At 44.5% G+C, this 16595-nt stretch carries 16 protein-coding genes; 1 reads left to right on the top strand and 15 read right to left on the bottom strand.

Annotation, left to right across the window (positions count from 1 at the left end):
- Nucleotide 1 precedes the first annotated feature (1 nt).
- From Ga0451573_RS12950 to Ga0451573_RS12885, 14 genes are all read right to left on the bottom strand, one after another.
- Nucleotides 2–220, bottom strand: a complete 219-nt coding sequence (locus tag Ga0451573_RS12950; RefSeq protein WP_231684549.1) for a 4Fe-4S binding protein — start codon at nucleotides 218–220, stop codon at nucleotides 2–4.
- Nucleotides 221–434: 214 nt separating this feature from the next.
- Nucleotides 435–1505, bottom strand: coding sequence for a butyrate kinase (gene buk, locus Ga0451573_RS12945; RefSeq protein WP_231684548.1), 1071 nt, complete (start codon nucleotides 1503–1505; stop codon nucleotides 435–437).
- Nucleotides 1506–1639: 134 nt separating this feature from the next.
- Nucleotides 1640–2590, bottom strand: a complete 951-nt coding sequence (locus Ga0451573_RS12940; protein ID WP_231684547.1) for a phosphate butyryltransferase — start codon at nucleotides 2588–2590, stop codon at nucleotides 1640–1642.
- A gap of 482 nt (nucleotides 2591–3072) precedes the next feature.
- Nucleotides 3073–4533, bottom strand: a complete 1461-nt coding sequence (locus Ga0451573_RS12935) for a sigma-54 interaction domain-containing protein (protein WP_231684546.1) — start codon at nucleotides 4531–4533, stop codon at nucleotides 3073–3075.
- Nucleotides 4534–4685: 152 nt separating this feature from the next.
- Entirely contained in the window at nucleotides 4686–5540 is an 855-nt protein-coding gene (locus Ga0451573_RS12930; protein WP_231684545.1) for an MraY family glycosyltransferase, read from the bottom strand.
- A 7-nt stretch (nucleotides 5541–5547) separates the two neighbouring features.
- Nucleotides 5548–6225 carry a glycosyltransferase family 2 protein gene (locus tag Ga0451573_RS12925; protein ID WP_231684544.1) on the bottom strand — a complete coding sequence of 226 codons (678 nt, stop codon included), beginning with the start codon at nucleotides 6223–6225 and terminating at the stop codon, nucleotides 5548–5550.
- An 11-nt stretch (nucleotides 6226–6236) separates the two neighbouring features.
- Nucleotides 6237–7121: a copper transporter gene (locus tag Ga0451573_RS12920; RefSeq protein ID WP_231684543.1), complete on the bottom strand. Its 885-nt coding sequence runs from the start codon at nucleotides 7119–7121 to the stop codon at nucleotides 6237–6239.
- Between the two features lie 27 nt (nucleotides 7122–7148).
- Nucleotides 7149–8273 (bottom strand): putative cytokinetic ring protein SteA, encoded by a 1125-nt coding sequence (gene steA, locus Ga0451573_RS12915; RefSeq protein ID WP_231684542.1) that lies wholly within the window; start codon nucleotides 8271–8273, stop codon nucleotides 7149–7151.
- Nucleotides 8274–8450: 177 nt separating this feature from the next.
- Nucleotides 8451–9218, bottom strand: coding sequence for a sporulation transcription factor Spo0A (gene spo0A / locus Ga0451573_RS12910; protein WP_231684541.1), 768 nt, complete (start codon nucleotides 9216–9218; stop codon nucleotides 8451–8453).
- Nucleotides 9219–9510: 292 nt separating this feature from the next.
- Nucleotides 9511–10890: a SpoIVB peptidase gene (gene spoIVB / locus Ga0451573_RS12905; RefSeq protein WP_231684540.1), complete on the bottom strand. Its 1380-nt coding sequence runs from the start codon at nucleotides 10888–10890 to the stop codon at nucleotides 9511–9513.
- 420 nt (nucleotides 10891–11310) lie between these two features.
- Nucleotides 11311–13002: a DNA repair protein RecN gene (recN, locus tag Ga0451573_RS12900; RefSeq protein WP_231684539.1), complete on the bottom strand. Its 1692-nt coding sequence runs from the start codon at nucleotides 13000–13002 to the stop codon at nucleotides 11311–11313.
- 22 nt (nucleotides 13003–13024) lie between these two features.
- A complete protein-coding gene (gene argR / locus Ga0451573_RS12895; RefSeq protein WP_231684538.1) occupies nucleotides 13025–13477 on the bottom strand; it encodes an arginine repressor in 453 nt (150 codons plus the stop codon).
- Nucleotides 13474–14064 carry a tRNA 5-(aminomethyl)-2-thiouridylate-methyltransferase MnmM gene (gene mnmM / locus Ga0451573_RS12890; RefSeq protein WP_231684537.1) on the bottom strand — a complete coding sequence of 197 codons (591 nt, stop codon included), beginning with the start codon at nucleotides 14062–14064 and terminating at the stop codon, nucleotides 13474–13476. The genes argR and mnmM overlap by 4 nt, the downstream gene beginning before the upstream one ends.
- Nucleotides 14057–14923, bottom strand: a complete 867-nt coding sequence (locus Ga0451573_RS12885) for an NAD(+)/NADH kinase (protein WP_231684536.1) — start codon at nucleotides 14921–14923, stop codon at nucleotides 14057–14059. Before Ga0451573_RS12885 ends, mnmM begins: the two co-directional genes overlap by 8 nt.
- Nucleotides 14924–15093: 170 nt before the next feature.
- Between Ga0451573_RS12885 and Ga0451573_RS12880 the strand changes: the two genes are divergently transcribed.
- Nucleotides 15094–15609, top strand: coding sequence for a DUF4352 domain-containing protein (locus tag Ga0451573_RS12880; protein WP_231684535.1), 516 nt, complete (start codon nucleotides 15094–15096; stop codon nucleotides 15607–15609).
- 33 nt (nucleotides 15610–15642) lie between these two features.
- Here the strand turns inward: Ga0451573_RS12880 and Ga0451573_RS20085 are convergent, their stop codons facing one another.
- A complete protein-coding gene (locus Ga0451573_RS20085; RefSeq protein ID WP_231684534.1) occupies nucleotides 15643–16581 on the bottom strand; it encodes an ammonia-forming cytochrome c nitrite reductase subunit c552 in 939 nt (312 codons plus the stop codon).
- Nucleotides 16582–16595 lie beyond the last annotated feature (14 nt).

Genomic DNA, 16595 nt, shown 5'->3' with positions numbered 1-16595 from the left:
TCTATTTCTCCTCCCTTTCTACTTCAATTGCAACATCAGGACACATTAACGCACACAAGGCACACCCTTTACATTTTTCATAATCTGTTACCACCGCCGGGTGAAACCCGGATACATTCAGCTTATTTGATATTTCTATCAGTCTCTGGGGACATGCGGTAACACAGAGTCCACAGCCCTTGCACCGGTCTTCACAGATAATAGCTCTTCCCTTTGCCATTTACAGTCCTCCCTTCGGTGTCATTTTGGGACCCTTTAAATTCAAATAACCCCCGCATTATATAAATGGAGGGTTTGCAGTGTTTTACCATCGATAAACAGACGACACAGACTCTTATCCCCTTTTCGCGAAGCTCCCCCAGGTTTCCCGAACAGGAAATAAGGATGGACATATTTGACCACCCTTACTATTATAAAGCATAAGTGTATATTTGTTAATAAGTTTTCGCGGATTCAGCGCCCGAAAGTACCCTTATCCCGCCACAGGCCAAAGCCTGCATTTCATCCTCACCGGGATACAGCCTGACAGGGGCCATAAAACCAACCCGTTCTTCTATCCATTTAACCAGCGTGCTGCTGTATGCTATCCCTCCGGTAATGATGATAGCATCAACATTGCCCTTAAGTACTGCTGCACAGGCCCCAATTTCCTTGGAGACCTGGTAAGCCATTGCCCGGTATACCAGCTTTGCCTCCTCATCTCCATTGTCAATCCTTTTTTCCACTTCCACAGCATCATTGGTATCCAGGTAAGCCGCCAATCCCGCATTGCCAACTAGTTTTTTCTTCATTTCCTCTCTGGACAGCCGCCCACTGTAGCACATTTCCACCAGCTTCCCTGCCGGCACACCCCCGCTTCGTTCCGGGGAAAACGGCCCATCACCCGGAAGGGCATTATTCACATCAATAACGCGTCCTCTGCGGTGAGCGCCGACAGATATGCCTCCCCCAAGGTGTGCCACAATTAAGTTAACATCCGTATAGTCTCTGGCCATCTCCTCTGCGGCCCTTCTGGCGACAGCCTTCTGATTCAGCGCATGGAACAGGCTTTCCCTGGGGTTGTCCGGCATCCCGGAAATCCTGGCTATGGGCTCCATTTCATCAACAGAGACCGGATCCACGATAAAGGCCGGAATATTAAGTTCTGCAGCAATTGCATGTGCTATCATTCCCCCCAGGTTGGAAGCATGAGAGCCGCGCCGCTCCTCTCTCATATCCTGAAGCATTTTTTCATTAACCAGATAGGTTCCCCCCGGTACCGGTCTAAGAGGACCGCCCCTGCCCACAACCGCATTCAGCTCACTGACATCAATCCCGGAATTTTTAATATTATCTCTTACAATTACCAGCCTATATTCCAACTGATCAATTATTTTGGCATACCTTTCCAGATCCTTAACGCTGTGCCTGATCGTTTCCGCATAAACAGGCTCAACATCTTTAAATACGGCAATTTTAGTGGAGGTGGAGCCAGGATTTATAATAAGCTGGAGATAGTTTGTCACTTCAGAAACACAACCCTTCCCAGTAATTGGTGTTTTGCGGGATAAATCTATTCGAACATTATTCTCCTGAATAAAAACCTGTTTTATACGTCCATGATTCTTTGCTAAAAAAATAAGTTGTGTCTGCACACAACTTAAACAGCTTTAAGGCTTTTATCGTCGCGTTTACTGTTGCTTCCGGATTCCTGTTTGCTGGTCATCAGCACACCCAGCGCCACAGAAACCAGTTTTGCCTCATGGGAGTCGGCTCTTGAGGTCAGTATAACCGGCGCCTGTGCTCCCATGACTAATCCGGTTATTTTGGCCCCGCCCAGGAAAACCAGGGCTTTATATAAAACGTTGGCCGCATCGATATTGGCCAGCACGAGAATGTCGGCTTGACCAGCCACCGGGCTGGTCACACCTTTGGCACGGGCAGATTCCTTGGACAGGGCTAAGTCCAAGGCTAAGGGTCCGTCAATGATACAATCCCCGATCTGACCCCTCTCAGCCATCTTGGAGAGGAGTGCAGCATCGACAGTGCTCGGCATGTCCGGATTAACCAGTTCCACACCTGCAATAACAGCAACCTTCGGCTGCTCTATCTTAAGGGCTTTTGCCACATGGACGGCATGCTTAACCATATCCACTTTCTGATCAAAAGTTGGCATAATATTCATTCCGGCATCAGTCATCAACATCAGCCTGTCATAACCCGGCGACTCGAATACGGCAACATGTGTCAGCACACTGCCGGTGCGCAGTCCGATATTCTTATCCAGGACGGCCTTCAGGATAACAGGCGACTGTACAGCGCCCTTCATTAACATGTCGGCTTTCCCGGCATGAACCATAAGCACAGCTCTTCTCACTGCCTCTTCAGCATCGGCTTCATGAATCAGCTCAAATTTATTGAGGTCAACTTTCCTTTCAATGGCAATCCTGGCAATCTCCATAGTATCACCCACCAGAACGGCATCCGCTATACCGCTGCTCTGGCACTCCCTGGCTGCCTCCAAAACTGACCCATCCTGGGCTACAGCGATAGCAACTTTTTTGCGGGGACACTTTTTAGCCTCATCAAGTATTTCCGTAAAGGTCCGCATGGTATTGCACCTCTCTTTCACATGCAGTGTATTTAAATATCCAATGCTCAAGTATTCTACATGTATATTCTTATGCAAATATCATGCCAGTTTTCTATATTTATCCTAAACCCCTTATTTCCTATGTTTTTATCACCTTTTTGTACTACGCCCGTAGTTTGTGTGCAAGTATTCACATGCACAAACTCTCCTTACATGCAATCTTTTGCAGTGCTCACATAAAAACTTGACTTACTGCTTAACTAAGCATCCGAGTTACTATAAGTTGAAACCATGAGGTTAGTTTTGTCTCAATCTGGAGTGATTGTATTTCAATTTTTGACTGTAGGTTAAGGGAGAGTCAGATATGTTCCGGAACAACGAGTCTGACGTCCGTTTGTCGTTTCCCGCGATTAGCGGGAAACGGTAACAAACTGAGTTGTAGCCGTCGTGAAGGAATTTATCTGACTCTCCCAGGACTAATATCTAAAATTGATACACAATCAACCTATCCTATGTTTCTCCAACTTATAGTACAGACTCCTTATGGCAATGCCAAGCTCCCTGGCAGCCATCGTTTTATTTCCGCCTGTCTTCTGCAGGGCCTTTTCCAGAACTTGCTTCTCCGCAGCATCCATGATTTCTGTAAGTGTCCCTTCAAAATCCGAAAAACCCAAATCCCCTAACATGCTGTGGTCCTGTGACTTCCACTGGGGCCGGTCACCTTTCCCAAGCACCGGCACATGATGCGGCAGTATCGTTTCTTCGTTATAATTCATATTTATAATGGTTCTCCCCACTACATTTTCCAACTCCCTGACGTTTCCGGGCCATTCATAAGCACTTAGGATATCTATCACCCGGGGCGCTATTTTGGCAACCCTGCGGCCATATTCCTGACCCAGTTTTTGCCTGAAATGAGCTGTCAATAGAGGAATATCTTCTTTGCGCCCCCTAAGAGGAGGTACGAAAATCGGGACCACGTTAAGCCTGTAATATAAATCCTCTCTGAAAGTGCCTTCATTAATTCTCTGCTCCAGGTTTGCATTGGTAGCTGTTATCAGCCTGACATCTATCTGTACCGACTTGCTGCCTCCCACTCTGATCAGCTCTCGTTCCTGCAGCACTCTAAGCAGTTTAGCCTGAACAGCGAGATTAATTTCGCCAATTTCATCCAAAAATATTGTCCCCCCGCAAGCCTCTTCAAAATACCCTTTCCGGCCGCCTTTCACAGCTCCGGTGAATGCCCCTTCTTCATATCCAAAGAGTTCACTTTCCAGGAGGGATTCTGCAATGGCAGCACAGTTAACCCTGACAAAAGGTCCGCGCGACCTGGAACTGTGGTTGTGAATGGCATGGGCAAACAATTCTTTTCCGGTCCCGCTCTCACCTCTCAGGAGAACGGTAACCGGTGTATCGGCAGCATGTCTGGCCTGTGAAATGGCAGACTGGACAAGCTCACTTTCCCCGATAATGTCTTCAAAAGTATATTTGGCAGTCATCCGCCTGATCAGGCTTTTGGCGTGTTCAAGTTCTTCGGTAAGTTTGCGGATCTCAGAAATGTCATGAATGATACCAACACTGCCCTTTACTTTCCCATCAATGATTACCGGAGCCACATTTACCACTACCGCTTTCTTATTTTTCCCGACCTTCATTAAGGCTCCACGGACAGGCTTTCTCGTCTCCAGAACTTTCAAATGCATACTTTCGCCTTCAGCGATATCAACCGTGCACGGCTTATTAATGACATCCTCTTCACTGAGCCCGGTTATTCTGGTGTATGCCGGATTAATTAAAATCCCGCAGCCTTTCTCATCTACCACGGAAATCGCATCATCAGTGGAATGAAGAATTGCTTCCAGAAGACTCCTGACTTCCTTTAACTCATCTATCTGATGAGCCATGTTCTTCATTTCATTAAGAATAACATCCAACGACGGTTCACTATTGCTGTTTTTCATTTTTCCTTCCCCCCATGGCCATTGGCCGACAGCCAGTATAACGACCGGAATACATCACACTACTGGCAATACATCACACTATTAAACATTTCTTTTTATGTTTGCAAATTCCTGCATGGTATCGTAAAATTCCATGTACCATTCTGCATACTTCATTTGCGCCCTATCATATCAATATATGTCAGAACTTTATTTTCTTCAATGATTTTTGTCAGTGAATACTTTTCAGTCAGCAGATGAAATCCCAGTAAAAACAGTAAAAATCCAGCCTTAAACGGGATACTCAGGGTAAAAACCGCCGTAAAGCCCACAGTCGCGCCCAGCACATTTGAGCCGGTATCGCCCATCATAGCCCTGGCTTTTAGGTCAGCAGGCAGATAAGCCAACAGGCTTCCGGCAATCACAGCCAGATAAGCAGTATATTCCCCGGATAATTCCGGGCTGCAGAAATATCCGGCCACAGTTATAAATGCACCGGTTAACAGAAAGCCCTTGGCCGCCCTGCCTGGTCTCAGGTCAAGAAGGTTGACGGCATTGGTAGAAAAAGCAATAATTAAGGAATTCAACAAGAGAAATATCCATCGGTCAAAGCCGGCGCCATCATTTATCTGCAGGCTTACCAGAATGGCAATTACCCCCCCGGCCAGCGCTTTCAGGGCTCCGGTAGTCAATTCCTTCTCCAATAGCAGTTTTTTGAAATGCCCCTTTAAGCCGGTAGCATGTCTGGTACCGAAAACGTCATCGACCAGACCAAAAAAACACATCCCGCCCACAGCAAAAAGAAAGGCATAGACACCGCGGTCAGCCCAACCCACCACGGCAGCGCCGGTCAGGACGATAATAGCGGAAAAAAGGAAAACCATCCCCACTCCCAGAGGAATTTCCTCCTTACGATAATTCGGTTTTACAAAACCTGCCTCTGTCAGCATCCCCATTATCTGAGGAAGCATCAGTCGGGCAACGGCAAAAGAGACAGCCATCAGCCCTGCATTATAAACCCAAGCCATAGATCGGTCACCTCTTAATAGCGCGTCGGGTCAATACCCTGAATACATGCACAAACTGTTTACCGCGGTGCATAAAACCGCTTAAATCCCTGCCTGTTTCAGCATGGGTCATGTTTACCTCAACTTCCTTTATTGAAAAGCCCTTGCGTGAAGCATCTATTGTCATCCCGACTTCAACACCGTAGCCTGATTCAAATCCGCCCAAAGCAGTAATCACTGCTCTTTTCATCACCCGCTGCCCGGACAAAGGGGCCAGCACCTCCAATCCGGTAAAAAGCTTGATTCCGCCGCGAGCCAATCCTTTGACCAGTCCAAAACCGCCTTTCTTTCGGGCCCGGGGAAACTTGGCTACCGTCATGTCTGCCTGACCTTCCAGCACAGGTAAAATCAATTTCTTCACTTCGGCTGCGGAAGCTCCCAGGTCTCCGTCAACCAATGCAATAATATCACCACTTACCTGTTCCATCCCCGTATTTAGGGCTCCACCTTTCCCCAGATTTTTAGTCGTTGAAATGACCACAGCCCCCGCCTCAACCGCAAGTTTGGCGGTACTATCGGCGGAGGCGTCATTCACAACGATTATTTCACTGACTTCAGGGATACTGCTTACAGCTGATACGGTCTCAAAAATATACTTTTCTTCATTGTGAGCCGGAATTAAAACAGAAACTTTACTTTGAGCCACTTTTTTCACTCCTATTGAACTTCTGGCATAAGCTGCCTGGCAGTGGTCTTGATGCCATAATTTCCGGGTTTGCCATAAACTGACATTACCAGTGACAGCTGTCCCGGAATCATATCAATATTATCAACAGTACTGACCTTCAGCTTTTGGTATTCCTTCATATACGAATATGCAACATCACTTGTTTCCACGCCGAATACCGGGATGTTTCGTTCCAGAAAATAATTCATCATCGGTATATCAAGGTTAGCACAACGCTGCCCAACTTCCTCCTGACTACCGCCCACAAAAATCACCGCATCTATGGGGACCCCATAATCACCGGAATTTTTAATTAATCCCAGTTGTTCAAAATAATGTAGGTTCTCCAGGTTCTGAGCGCTGATAATTCCTTCAGCAATCTCCCGGGCCAATTCCTGGGAAACAGCCCCTTCCGAATCATCCTTAAGCATCAGCTTGGTCTTGATACTGTTTCTTATCTCTTCCTGGCTCAGGTCAAAACCATCGAGCACGGCAGTAATTGACACCACATTTGCCCCTGTTATCCCCAGATTCTCAATCCAGTCATCATGAAAACCATAACTGTTTGTTTCAATGACCGCTATTTGTTTCTCAGCTAATTTACCGGAAAACAGCGTCGGAAGAACCTGCTCCTCAAACTGTTTGCTGATATTCAAATCTGACTTGTAAGCTTCGATTTCCTCCTGAGCCACTTTATGGTCCTGTCTCATTTGTTCAAAATCACGGTTCAGATTGCTGACAATCTGTTTTTGCTGCTGTATTATGGCTTCATTGACATTTTCCCCCAAAAAAGACGACCCTACCAGAATACCAATACCCAGAGCCAGAAATACTGCAACAAGTGAGGCAACATGGTACTTGAAGTCAATAATCATTACAATGCCTCCCTAATCAACGTCAAATTATACCCCAAACACAATTTTTAGTTTTAGCCAGACGACTTGGAGAAACTGCCTGGTAACCGGAAACTGGTAAGCTACAATAGCGAACGTAACCGATGCTGCCGCTACAAGTTCTGCCAGATACCTGAATTTGACCTTACTCTTATATAGCTTATTCACACCTTTGGCATCAACCAATACGGAACCAACTTTCAATCGGACCAGAAATGTACTTGCCATACCTTTCCTGCCCTTTTCCAAAAAATCAATCATATTCGAATGGGTTCCCAAAGCTACAATTAAATCTGTCCCCTTGTGATATGCCAGTAACATAGCTATATCTTCACTGGTGCCTGGAGCAGGGAAAGTAACCGCTTTCAGGCCAAGGCCCGTAACCCTTGCCAGGCCTGGCGCCCTTCCATCGGAATACGCATGGACTATTATTTCAGCCCCGCACCGGAGTGTTTCATCACTAATACTGTCCATGTCTCCAATAATAATATCAGGTTTATGCCCAAACTCACGCAGAGCATCAGCCCCTCCGTCGACACCTATCAGCACCGGCTTGACTTCGTGGATATAAGACCTTAAGGCGGACAGGTCATCTTTGTAGGTCTGGCCTCTGACCACTATCAAAGTGTGCCTGCCGCTAAACGAGATCTTTGTATCCGGCATTTTTATATCACCAAGAATAAACTCCTGTTCCTGTTGAGCATATTCAATAGTATTCTGGACAAATTTTTCCAAAACCATACCAATATTTTTCTTGGTATATTCCATTTCTTTTTCTACTATATCTGCAGTCAGGACATCCCCTGATGCCTGCCACACATCCTGAACCGATATCCGGTCACCGGAAATCTCTACAACCTCTCCTTCATGGACCTTCTCCATAATGTCCAGGCCTACATTATCCAACAGGTAAATCCCCGCCTTCACAACCGCCAGCGGGCCAAGATTGGGATAGTTTTCACTAATTGAGGAAGATGCATTAACAACAGCCTTTACTTTAGCATCAATCAAAGCCTGAGCGCTCACCTCGTCAAGATCCTGATGGTTTATAACCGCAATTTCACCAGGCTGGAGCCTTTTTACAAGGTTTTTGGTTTTCCGGTCAACCCTGGCCGTACCTCGGATGACACCCATTGTAATTCACCTTTTCCAAAAAAATATAACCTAAGTATATAATTAGGACATTCCTAATTAACAATTGTACAATATTTACTATGTATAAGCAAGCAAACTATCCACAACAAGGAATTTGCCCGTGAAAACGAACTTTCCCTGATAGCAAGAAAACCTGACAAAGGTCAGGTTTTCTTATTAGCTGACTTTGCTTATCCGAAGCTTGTCAGCAACCATTGCAATAAATTCGGAATTAGTCGGTTTTCCTCTTTCCAGGTTTATGGTATATCCAAAGAATTTATTCATCATTTCGGTATTACCGCGATCCCAGGCAAGCTCTATGGCATGCCTGATGGCCCTCTCAACCCTGCTGGGAGTGGTTGAATACTTCTGGGCAATTAATGGGTACAGCTCCTTGGTTACCCCGCCCAACAAGTTGACTTCATCGACAACCATTTTGATGGCATCTCTTAAGTACTGGTAACCCTTAATATGCGCCGGTACTCCCATTTCATGAATAATGTTTGTTACAGCAACATCAAGATTGCGTGTTTTTACCGGCGGAGTATACTGGGGAATACTCTCTCCTTCAACAAGCTGTCTGATTCTGGTAGCCAGTACCGAAAAGTCAAAAGGCTTAAGAATATAATAATCTGCGCCCAGCTCAATAGCCCTTTGGGTGACACTTTGCTGGCCAAAAGCCGTTAGCATAATCACCTTAGGTCTTGGCTGAGTCCCGGATGTAACCAGCTTTTCAAGAACGCCGATTCCATCCAGATGAGGCATAATGATGTCAAGGACAACAACGTCCGGTTTCTCCCGATCAATAATTTCCATTGCTTCCACGCCATTATTGGCAATTCCCACAAGCACAAAATCGTCCTCCTGGGAAATGAATTCTTTTAACAATTCGCAGAATTCTCTATTATCATCGGCTATTAGAATTTTGGTACTCCTTACACTCATGAAATTCCCTCCTGATAAAATTTTCTAACTGCTTTGTTATCAAAGATTTTCGACGGATAATAGAGAAATCCTCCCCAGACATTAAAAAAAATGGGAATAATTTTAAAACAAATCAGGACAAAAACCCCTTTATAACGCGTAGTAGATGTCGAATGGAATTGTTATTTTATGTTATATTTTCTGTGGTTTTACGGTATTTGTCAAGTAAATATATGTAATTTTCTGTAATGTATTGCCGGTTTTTCTTTTATTATGGAGGTAATCATGACATCAAGGGGATTATACTGTTATGTTATAATCTTAAACTTATAGAGGAAATCAGGGGGTTTTTGTTACCCCCTGATTCCAATTGTCGACCGATTTTTGTTCCGGTTTCTTTTAGCATCCATTCTATCAGGCAGCCATAACCACGAGCGGGATCATTAATAAAAACATGAGTAACTGCTCCAATTATTTTACCTTCTTGTATCAATGGGCTGCCGCTCATTCCCTGGATAATACCACCTGTCCTTTTAAGCAGTCTCGAATCTGTTACTTCAACTATCAAACCTTTACTATCAGGAACACTTTGCGGTAACACTCTCTTTATTTCCACCTTAAATTTTTCGATTTTTTCACCATCCAGAACTGTCAGCATTTCAGCCGGTCCTGTTTTTACCTGATCTGCCAGAGCAATGGGCAGCATTTTACTGTAAAGGGGGTTTTTTAGTTTTCCCTCAAGGGTGCCATAAATACCATATTTGGTGTTTTTTTCAATCGTCCCCGAAAAGTCCTGTTCATTAATAAACATGCCGATTTTTTCTCCGGGAATACCGCTTCTTCCAGCCTGAATACCTTGTATTGAGGCCTTGACTATCCGACCGTCACTCACATCAATCGGTTGATTGGTATCCGCATCTGTGATCACATGTCCCAAGGCGCCATACTTTCCTGTACCCGGGTCGTAAAATGACAGTGTCCCGACTCCTGCCGCACTGTCCCTGATATAGAGGCCAATCCGGAATCTATCTGTTTCCCGGCAGCGTACAGGTTTAATATCTGCGGAAAATTTTTTGCCGCCTCGCTTTACTGATAATTTTAGCTTGTTATCTGATTTCCCTGCAGTATCAATTATTTTTGCTACCTGCTCATCACTGGTAACCTGCTGACCATTAATGCTCAGGATAACGTCACCAACCTCAATTCCCGCCTCCCTTGCAGGATTGAACTTAGTTCCGTTTTTATCCTCTACAATTGACTGGCCAACAACTATAACTCCTTCAGAGTGCAGGAGTACTCCAACGGAGTGACCTCCTGGCACAAGTTTAGTCTGTGGAACAACTTCTACCTTAACATTTTTTACCGGAACGATGCCAAACAGCCTGATTTGTATATTGGCTTTGCCCGGCGATGTCGCCACAGGCCAACCGTCAAAAAAGCTGAAAACCTTACCACTGATATCTGTACCGTTCAACAGGAGTACATTTTGTTGATTTGGTTCAACATAAAGACTGAATTGGTTGAGTAAATTTTGCGGAAACTTCAGATTAAACCTGATATGATCTCCTACGGTTACCCGCTGTTGAGCAGGGAGTGAAAAAAAACTCTTGGCGTGCGGGTTAAAGGTAGCTGCAACTATCAGTGCTGCAATAAGCAGTCCGACCGCTTTACGATATCCTTGATACGACAACAATTATCACCATCACTCTCCTGTTTAATTTTTGTCACCTCCATATTCTGCCTGCAGATGGTTTCTATGACAGCGCTGAATTACATCATGATGTATTGTTGGTTCTGAATTTAAATTAACCTAATTGGCGGTCTTTTATAACATGAAATATCACGGAAAATTTCCATTTAGTCAGTATGCTCATAAAAACTTGCAGCAATTCGTTTTTTTAACGTATTTTAAACTTTTTTGCCAACATGAAAGGTTTTTGCAATTACTTTTCTGTAATAAAAAAAACGGTTTCAACATTAGTCAGTTGAAAACCGTTTTGCATATTTTTTAAATACCGAGAAATAATATTAAAACACTACACTATTTATAAAAACATTATTTATAAAAATGTTGTGAGACAGCGGTAGATGTGTTCCGGATGCTACATTTTAATCAAAAATTTTGTTTAAGTATTTCTTCTGCATGCTCCCTTGACACAGAGGTTATTTTGCCCCCGGAAAGCATCCTGGCAAGTTCCTCGACCCGGCCTTGAATGTCAAGCTTGCTGACCCTGGTAAATGTCCGGGTTTGGTCAGTTACTTTATTGATATTAAAATGGTGATCTGCAATACCCGCTATTTGTGGTGAATGCGTGACACAAATAACCTGTCTATCCTTTCCCACTGCTGAGAGCTTCGCAGCTGTCGCATGTAGTGCATTCCCACCGATACCGGCATCAATCTCATCAAATATCAGAGTGCCCACTGGTCCGGTTTTGGCCAAAATTGACCGGAATGCCAGCATAATCCTGGAAACTTCCCCTCCTGATACAATTTTTGCAAGCGGTTTGAGGGGTTCACCCTTATTTGGTGAAATTAAAAATTCAACATTATCCTGTCCATTTGATAAAGGTTCTCTGGAGGCGATTTTAACATCAAAAGTGACATGAGGCATATTGAGTTCCCTTAGTTCTGCAGTGATACAGGTCCTTAAATCCTTGGCAGCTTGCTTCCTTGCTGCTGTCAGCCTTTCTGCCAGTCCCCGGTATTTTGAACCGATACTCTCAATCTCAGTCCTCAGACTGCTTACCTCGTCATCATAATTATCTATTACGGCCAAAGAGGCTGCTACCTGATTTCTGTATTCAAGAATTTCATTGATGGAGTCGCCATATTTTTTTTTCAGGAGATTAATGCGATTTAATCTGCTTTCTATTTCATCCAGCCGTACCGGATCGGATTCCAGCTTTGCGGAATATGTTTTTATATCTCTGGCTGCTTCTTCTACTTGGTAAACGGCCGATTCCAGCATTTCATAGACACCGTTAAGGGAGCTATCTACAACAGCTAATTCCCTTAATGAATTTAAAGCCGCATGAAGAAGTTCAGCCGCCGGTCTCGTAGAGTCACTTTCATAAAGCAGGGCATATGCCTCTGAAGCCAAAGAGGTTAACCTTTCTGCATTCGCCAGGATATTTTTTTCTTCGTCGAGCGCCTGGTCTTCCCCTGCAACAGGGCTGCAGTTATCAATCTCCTCAAGCTGATATCTGTACATATCTGCCATGCGTACCTTTTCCTTCTCACTGTCCTCCAACTGCCTGAGCTGGGCTCGTAAAGTCAGCAGTTGGCCATAACAGGCAGCCAATTCATCCTTTATCTCATGAAAATCCGAAAGAGACAAATTGTTTTCTCCATATTCATCCAGCAAATCAATATGCTTCTGTTGGTCCAGCAGGGACTGCTGGTGATGCTGTCCATAAATATCTATGAGATTTCCGGCAATTTCCCTGTATAAGGAAAGATTAACGATCCTGCCATTAATTCTACAGATGTTCTTTCCCGATTTCACCAATTCACGCGTCAATATAAGAGCCTCACCCTGTTCCGGCAGGAAACCAAACTGCTCTAACATTCCCATGATTCTCGAATTATTTTCAACTTCGAACACAGCTTCCACAATAGCTTTTTTTTCTCCGCTCCGGATAAACTCAGTAAGCCCCTGACTGCCTGTTACAGTGCCTACGGCATCAATAATTATTGATTTCCCCGCCCCTGTCTCTCCGGTAAGGACATTAAATCCCCTGAGAAAATCCAACTCCAGTTTATCAATAAGTGCGAAATTCTGAACAAAAAGCTTTACCAGCAATTGGTACACCTCACATTATGTACTATTTCAGATAGGAAGAAAACCTGTCCAAAACAGCATTGACAGCTGACTTTGGCTTTACGATAACCATTACAGTATCATCACCGGCCACGGTGCCGATAACCTCATCCCAGCCCTCAGTATCGACAGCCAGCGCCACAGGCTGGGCGGCGCCCGGAGTAGTTTTCACTACAATAATATTTTCACTGTGATCTATGTGCGTGACGGAATCCCTGAAAATCCAATTGATTTTACGGGGAGCGCCGCTAAATATACCTTCACCCGGCAGCGCATATCGGTAACAATCAGCCCCGGATGCCGCCTTTACCAGCCGAAGTTCCTTTATATCCCTGGATACCGTAGCCTGAGTCACCTGAAAACCCTGCCGTTTCAACTCAGCAGCTAACTCTTCCTGTGTTTCAATAATATCTTTTTGGATTATCTCTAATATTTTCCGGTGTCGCTCTGTTTTCATTTCAATCCTCCCATGGAAACCTCAGAAGCCTTTTCCACAACTAACAGGAATGGGGCTTTATTCCGGTTAAGGAAATCTATTTTACAGACATAATATAGTTTTTTATCCAAATGCCTCAGATAGGACTCCAGCCGTTCCTGCTCTTCAGGGCCGCCGGAATGCCCGGTATACATAACAATACACATAACCCCACCCGGTTTAAGCAGGTTGAGGCCAGCTATTACTCCCGTGAGTGTTGTCTCTGGAGCCGTAACAATGTTGTGGTCGCCTCCCGGAAGGTAACCCAAATTAAAAACAACAGCATCAACAGGTTCATTAATGAAATCACCCATGTTTTCATGACCCTGCTCAAAAAGTTTCACTAGCTCTGAATACCCATTCTCAATTACCGCCTCAGTAGTTCTTCTGATTGCTTCCGGCTGGATATCAAACCCGTAAACCCTGCCGTTTAAACCCACCAGTCCGGCCAAGAACAGGGTGTCACTGCCATTGCCCACTGTGGCATCAACTGCCACCCCTCCAGGCTTGACGACAGTTTTCAGGTAACCATGAGCAATGTTCACCGTACTCCTAAAAAGGTTAAACATCCGTGTTCCCGCCCTCTTTCAGCTTGGTCCGCAAAATCTCGTAAAAACCCCGCTGGTTCAATTTCATAAATTTTGCATTAAAAGGCGCTCTCTGTACTATTACATCATCAAAAGGTTCCAGCCGCAAGCCGCTCTGCCCGTCCATTGTAAGCATTACTTCTGCCTGAGTATCCTGCAGTTCAACTTTGACAATACTGTTCTTATCAATTACCATTGGCCTGGAATAAAGGGTGTGTGGGCAAATAGGTGTTACTATCATCAATTCCAGGTTCGGGGCTACCAGCGGACCTCCTGCAGACAAAGAATATGCGGTTGAACCGGTCGGTGTGGAAACTATAAGTCCGTCCGCAGGAAATATATCAACAAATTCATGATTTACATAGGTCTTCAGGCGGATAATCCTGGCAAAAGCGCCTTTGGTTATCACAGCGTCATTCAGGCCGTAAAATTTACTTATTTCCTTACCCTTCCTGATAACAGTGGCCTGAATCATCATTCTCTCTTCAATGAGGTAGTTTCCCGAAATTAATTTATCCAGTGCGGGGGTAATGTCAGGAAGTTCGATTTCAGTGAGGAACCCCAACTGACCAAGGTTGACCCCAAAAAGGGGAATGCCTCTTACGGAGGTATTTCTGGCTGTGTTCAGCAGAGTGCCATCCCCACCCAACACAATAATACAGTCAGCCTTTCCGGCAAGGTCGTCCTCAGAGTAAACTGTATAATTAGTTCCGGCACAAAAAGAACCGACTCCGGAAACAATTACTTTTTTGCCATGCTGCTCCAGCCATCTGACTATATTTTTGGTAATTGTTTCTGCTTCAGGTTTTTCCAGGTTCAAGATAATTCCAATACAGTCCATTGTTTTCCCCCTCGGGATAAATAATTCTACAGAAAAAACTGAACTCCTGTCGTAAAAAAATTATTGTTTCTTTCAAGGATAATAGAAACATCTGTCGAATATAAATATCCGTATTGCGGTATTATAACTCCCGACAAAACTGAATAATATACAGATAAAGGAGATGTCCTATGAAAAAACTGTTTACTTTGCTGCTGTGCTCTTTAATTCTAGTCTTTGCCGGCTGTGGAAAAACCGAAACAAAGAATCCCCCGCCCGCACCTGATACAGAAGATAAGGCAGATACTGCACACCTTACCGCTGAAGATAATGAATTTAAAATGTCAGTCAGTAAGGAGATTCGTTCCCTCACTGCCATGAATATCGGTACCAAAGATGGTTATGACGTAGTAAGTATCCTGGTAGCCATTGAAAATGTTTCTAAAGATAATGTACCCATTTCTCCGAATTTTGTGACCTTAAAAACATTAGATGGCGCTGAGTATAAGTATTCACAGGAACTTACCCAGAAGATAACCAGTAAATCGGCCTTCAAGGAGGTAGTCCTCCCTCCGGATTATCGGGGAGGCGGGCTGCTGTTATTTGAACTCAAAAAAGATTCGATACCTGAGACACTAACCTATAAAGATGAAGCTAATCACGAAATGACAATACAGTTTCCTACCAAAACGAAGACAAGCGTATAAAAAACGGGACTGCCAAAAGGCAGTCCCGTTTTTTTATTTCAAAAGGTTTTCCAGCTCCTGGTATCTTTTTTGTGTATAATCAAGGATTTTGGTGGAATAGTCGAAGTTGTGAATTCCCTTGCTTCCGTCAGCGACAACAAATGATAGATTGGTATAGACCACGTTGTATACTTCCCGGGCCGGATCCACCTGAATACCCTGGCTTCTCCGGATATCCAGCTTCTTCTTTGACTCTGCCAGTTTGTTCTCCAGATCCTCACAATTCTTCTCAATCTGCAGCTGCATTTTGGCAACCTCTTTGGCAAATTCCTCTTCAGACTGATCAGCATGACACATAACACAAATACTCTCGGTATGTTCCTTTAAAGCTTCCGCCGGAGTTTTGCCTTCAAAGCTATGGGCCTCATTGGGCATATGACATTCTATGCAGGTAAGCCCTGCTTTATATTTTGAATCTGGAATTACCGGTACACCGACAGCGCCATAACCCAGAAACATCTCTTTCTGGGGATGGTGGACTACTTCACCTGCCACAATTTCTTTTGTGGCATTATGGCAGGAAGTGCACGTTTCCAAAGGATCTAATCTGAGCTTAAACTCACTCTGGGTCAAAACATGACAGACAGCACAGGTTATTGAAAGCTTCACACCCGCAATATCAGGTTTCTGGTCAGGAGGGGCCAGGAAATATTCCGCAGCATGGCACTGGTAACATTCAGCAGTTGCATGATCGCTCTCCAGCAGGCTGGGAAGTGATTCTACATGGCTGCTGGTAGCATACTGCTCTTTAATAGGTATATATATATCCACCCGGTTCTTTTGCTTGTTCTGTTGGAACTCTTTTACCTGTGCCTCTGTAACCTTGGCCCTCACCGGCTCCTTATCATCCTGGTTTCCTTCCCTCTGTAAGCAACCGGCCAAAACAATTGCTAATACAATAATTAACAATAATACTGCGAATTTAGATTTCACAATGTTCCCCCCTC

The sequence above is a fragment of the Phosphitispora fastidiosa genome, from assembly GCF_019008365.1.
Lineage (GTDB): Bacteria > Bacillota > Thermincolia > Thermincolales > UBA2595 > Phosphitispora > Phosphitispora fastidiosa.
The sequence above is the reverse complement of the archived record's forward strand: the minus strand, read 5'-3'. Positions and strand labels throughout refer to the sequence as shown.

Coding starts and splice junctions, on each gene's coding strand:
- Ga0451573_RS12880 (WP_231684535.1), top strand. CDS start 15,094: ATGAAAAAACTGTTTACTTTGCTGCTGTGCTCTTTAATTCTAGTCTTT.
- steA (WP_231684542.1), bottom strand. CDS start 8,273: ATGGGTGTCATCCGAGGTACGGCCAGGGTTGACCGGAAAACCAAAAAC.
- Ga0451573_RS12920 (WP_231684543.1), bottom strand. CDS start 7,121: ATGATTATTGACTTCAAGTACCATGTTGCCTCACTTGTTGCAGTATTT.
- Ga0451573_RS12940 (WP_231684547.1), bottom strand. CDS start 2,590: ATGCGGACCTTTACGGAAATACTTGATGAGGCTAAAAAGTGTCCCCGC.
- Ga0451573_RS12930 (WP_231684545.1), bottom strand. CDS start 5,540: ATGGCTTGGGTTTATAATGCAGGGCTGATGGCTGTCTCTTTTGCCGTT.
- spo0A (WP_231684541.1), bottom strand. CDS start 9,218: ATGAGTGTAAGGAGTACCAAAATTCTAATAGCCGATGATAATAGAGAA.
- argR (WP_231684538.1), bottom strand. CDS start 13,477: ATGAAAACAGAGCGACACCGGAAAATATTAGAGATAATCCAAAAAGAT.
- Ga0451573_RS12885 (WP_231684536.1), bottom strand. CDS start 14,923: ATGGACTGTATTGGAATTATCTTGAACCTGGAAAAACCTGAAGCAGAA.
- Ga0451573_RS12935 (WP_231684546.1), bottom strand. CDS start 4,533: ATGAAAAACAGCAATAGTGAACCGTCGTTGGATGTTATTCTTAATGAA.
- Ga0451573_RS12950 (WP_231684549.1), bottom strand. CDS start 220: ATGGCAAAGGGAAGAGCTATTATCTGTGAAGACCGGTGCAAGGGCTGT.
- mnmM (WP_231684537.1), bottom strand. CDS start 14,064: ATGTTTAACCTTTTTAGGAGTACGGTGAACATTGCTCATGGTTACCTG.